Below are 3,374 nucleotides of genomic sequence, written 5' to 3'. Positions count from 1 at the left end.
CCTGCTAAAGATGAGGAATTTTGTTTTTTTACCATTGGCTATGAAGGTAGGTCCCTTGAGAATTATCTTAGTTGTCTCATAGAAAACAATATCAAAACTTTATGTGATGTTCGTAAAAATCCAATAAGTAGAAAACAGGGATTTTCGAAAAGACAATTAGAGCAAGCTGTAAGCAACATTGATATTGAATATATGCATATGCCTGAACTTGGAATTACTTCTGAAAAACGAAGAAATTTGAAAACACAAAAAGATTATGACCGCCTTTTTGAAGATTATCAAAATACAACTCTCAAGAATAATTCTTGTGCAATAAATAAATTATATCAAATTTTTTTAAATAAAAAGCGTGTTGCAATCACCTGTTTTGAAGCCAATGTATGCATGTGCCATAGAGGACAACTCGCATTAGCTCTTACTCAATTGCCTGATTGGAAATATGAAATTGAACACATCTAAAAAATAAACTTACAAACTTTTTACATATGGGGGTGCTCTCTCCTCCCAGCACCCCCACCCTTTCCTAACAACTTTTAAGTAATGCATGATTCACGCTGCGGGTGGATTGTGCGCAAATCAAGGAAATAAACCATGGAAAAGAAATATGAACTTACTGATGAGACAGATGATTTTTTCGGAAAAACTCTTTACCGCATTCGCGCATTACGAGACTTTAGAAATATTAAAAAAGGTGACCTAGGCGGCTTTATAGCAAAAGAAGATAACTTAAGTCATGAGGGCGACTGTTGGGTTTGGCATGATGCCGCGGTTTGTGATAACGCTAAGGTTTTTGGTAATGCACAGATATTCGAAAAATCAATAATTAGAGATAATGCCAAGGTTTATGATAGTGCCAAGGTTTGTGGTAATGCTGGTGTTGAATACAATGCGCAAATCTTCGGCAATGCACAAATTTATGACAATGCACATGTTTATGGTCTTGTTTATGATAATGCTCGTGTTTTTGGAAAAGCCGTTATATGTAAAAATGCACACATTTCTGGAGATATTAGAATTCAAGATAAAGTATATGTTTTCGATAATATAGATATTTCTGGTAATTTTGAAATTCGTGGAGAAACTTCAATCATCTCCAAAAGTGAATATTCAACAATCTATCCAAGCTACATAAGCCGTTTCTAACCACACAAACAACTTTTAACACAAGCGTGATTCACGCCACGAGTGAATTACATCTAAAATGAAGGGGAATAAACATGCCACACCGCCCACCTACTATCACGCAACCAGCTATTGCTCGTGCTTTAAGAGAAGCTAAAAAACAAGGATGTGAACTCATAGAAATCAAACCTACAGGGGAATTATTAATTCATATCAATAAAACCATAACACCAACAACGACAGATAATACTTATAGCATTGACGATTTTCCACCGCTTGAAAATGAACAAGAAGACTATGAGACCAGCAAAAGCTGCCCCTCTGTCGACGGTATAAAGTTTTAGCCATGCCAAAACGCCGTCCACCGCATCTTGTTCGTGAACGTACACGCCATGGTAAAGTTATATGGTATGTACGTATTGGTCATGGACCACGGTTTCGGATTGAAGGAACCTATGGAACGCAAGAGTTTGTTGACAATTATACGCTGGCTATTAAACAAGCGCAAAATGGCTCCTCCAAAACAAAGAGGTGTACCAGACTCACAGAAGGGTCTTTCGATTGGTTATTGCATCAGTATTTACAAAGCATGCAATGGCATAATCAATCAGAATCTACTAAAAAAGTTAAATATCGAATTCTGAATAATGTTTCTAAACATATCGGTGATCGTGCATATAAAAGCATAAACAAACAACACATTCTTGAAGCCGTAGACAGAAGGCGAGAGACTCCCGCAGCGGCAAGACATTTTTTAACGGCTTTAAATGGTCTTTTCAATTGGGCAGTTGATAATGATCTTTTGAATAGAAATCCTGCTTTTAATATAAAGCCGCCAAAATCCTTTAACGCAGAAGGGTTCATACCATGGTTAGAAGAGGACATAGACAAATATTATCACCGTTGGTCACATGGTACACATGAACGCGTCTGGATTGATGTTCTTCTTTATACAGGCTTGCGTCGTGGTGATGCCGTTCGTATCGGCTGGAAAGATATCACAACAGATAATATCATTCATTTAAAAACAGAGAAAAGCCAATTTAAAACCGATGTTTTTCTCCCGATTTTGCCAGAACTTGCAGAAACACTTAAAATTGGACCTATTGGAGATGAAACATTTATTTGCGGTAAAGAAGGTAAAAAACTGACCAAAGAAAGTTTTGGTAATCTGTTTCGTAAAGCTTGTAATGCAGCAGGTATTAAAAAATCAGCGCACGGATTGCGAAAATTAGCAGCAACACGTGCAGCAAATGCAGGCGCGACAGTTTCGCAAATGAAAGCGCTTTTTGGCTGGACAGAAGATAACATGGCATCCCTTTATACCAAAACAGCCGATAGAAAACGACTTGCAATAGAAGCAATCAAAAAACTTCAAAAAAGTTAAGAGCATAGTTGACAGTAAGAAAACAAACCAAAGCCCCGTCAAAATTATGAATGAAATTAATGCGGCATTTGAGGTGCATCAGAAACCAGAGGAGAAATAGGTGGTTGTGTCTGTTGCATTGTTTGCCATAAATTATAATTCGTTTGCATATCCAGCCAAAATTTTGCTTTACTAAAACCAGCTAATTCTAATTTCACTGCAAGTTCGGTACTCATAGAGGCATGTCCGTTAATCACTCTTGATAGAGAAGCTCTTGTCATATGGAGATGATCAGCTAACTTTTGTATTGTTATCCCCATTTCTTCTAAGAAAGCTACTTTTAGAACTTCGCCCGGATGTGCGGGGTTATGCATCATTTGTTTTCGTTCCTTTCATCAATGGTAATCTTGATAATCAACAAGCTCCACATCTGTTCCTATAAAGCGAAAAGTAACACGCCAATTTCCATTCACCCATATAGAATAGTATCCTGTAAGTTCACCTTTAAGAGGATGCATTTTAAAGGCAGGCGCTTTCAACATTTCAGGCGTCGTAGCACTTGTTAAAGCCGTCAAGATAACGCGTAATTTTTTCACGTGATCTGATTGAATAGCTTTTGTAGAACCTGTTGTATAAAATAATTTTAAGCCCTTATGTTTGAAACTCACAATTGCCATTACCGCCCCTTATCGTATATCGTCACTATACGATCAATAAAAATAAGAGTCAAGCGCCCTGCTAACAAATCCAGTTATCTAGATAAAATGATTGGGTATAAGCTATAAAAAAGTTAGGGACAGGTAGAAAATAAGTTAAAAGAATCAACGGAATCAAAATTCCCGAACTTTTATATAACCTATTGATTTTACTAAACATTGGCTGGGGT

General features: G+C 37.0%; 6 protein-coding genes. 4 read left to right on the top strand and 2 right to left on the bottom strand.

Annotated features, from left to right (window positions below; genetic code table 11):
• From U736_RS0108510 to U736_RS0108495, 4 genes are all read left to right on the top strand, one after another.
• Positions 1-459 (top strand): DUF488 domain-containing protein (locus tag U736_RS0108510; RefSeq protein ID WP_026500669.1); only part of this gene is annotated, 459 nt, incomplete at its 5' end.
• 132 nt (positions 460-591) lie between these two features.
• Positions 592-1,143, top strand: coding sequence for an LbetaH domain-containing protein (locus U736_RS0108505; RefSeq protein ID WP_026500668.1), 552 nt, complete (start codon positions 592-594; stop codon positions 1,141-1,143).
• 74 nt (positions 1,144-1,217) lie between these two features.
• Positions 1,218-1,466 (top strand): hypothetical protein, encoded by a 249-nt coding sequence (locus U736_RS0108500; protein ID WP_015857131.1) that lies wholly within the window; start codon positions 1,218-1,220, stop codon positions 1,464-1,466.
• A gap of 2 nt (positions 1,467-1,468) precedes the next feature.
• The gene (locus tag U736_RS0108495; protein WP_026500667.1) at positions 1,469-2,509 is read left to right on the top strand and encodes a tyrosine-type recombinase/integrase; all 1,041 of its coding nucleotides are present in this window, start codon (positions 1,469-1,471) and stop codon (positions 2,507-2,509) included.
• Positions 2,510-2,565: 56 nt separating this feature from the next.
• Here U736_RS0108495 and U736_RS0108490 read toward each other — a convergent pair whose 3' ends face one another.
• Positions 2,566-2,865 carry a HigA family addiction module antitoxin gene (locus U736_RS0108490; RefSeq protein ID WP_026500666.1) on the bottom strand — a complete coding sequence of 100 codons (300 nt, stop codon included), beginning with the start codon at positions 2,863-2,865 and terminating at the stop codon, positions 2,566-2,568.
• 18 nt (positions 2,866-2,883) lie between these two features.
• Positions 2,884-3,165, bottom strand: coding sequence for a type II toxin-antitoxin system RelE/ParE family toxin (locus tag U736_RS0108485; RefSeq protein ID WP_004865366.1), 282 nt, complete (start codon positions 3,163-3,165; stop codon positions 2,884-2,886).
• Positions 3,166-3,374 lie beyond the last annotated feature (209 nt).

The organism is Bartonella grahamii ATCC 700132 (assembly GCF_000518085.1).
GTDB classification, from domain to species: domain Bacteria; phylum Pseudomonadota; class Alphaproteobacteria; order Rhizobiales; family Rhizobiaceae; genus Bartonella; species Bartonella grahamii.
This window is presented reverse-complemented; position numbering and strand designations above follow the sequence as displayed.

Excerpts from the sequence above, each read along its gene's own strand:
- U736_RS0108505 (WP_026500668.1), top strand. The coding sequence starts at position 592 with ATGGAAAAGAAATATGAACTTACTGATGAGACAGATGATTTTTTCGGA.
- U736_RS0108500 (WP_015857131.1), top strand. The coding sequence starts at position 1,218 with ATGCCACACCGCCCACCTACTATCACGCAACCAGCTATTGCTCGTGCT.
- U736_RS0108495 (WP_026500667.1), top strand. The coding sequence starts at position 1,469 with ATGCCAAAACGCCGTCCACCGCATCTTGTTCGTGAACGTACACGCCAT.
- U736_RS0108490 (WP_026500666.1), bottom strand. The coding sequence starts at position 2,865 with ATGATGCATAACCCCGCACATCCGGGCGAAGTTCTAAAAGTAGCTTTC.
- U736_RS0108485 (WP_004865366.1), bottom strand. The coding sequence starts at position 3,165 with ATGGCAATTGTGAGTTTCAAACATAAGGGCTTAAAATTATTTTATACA.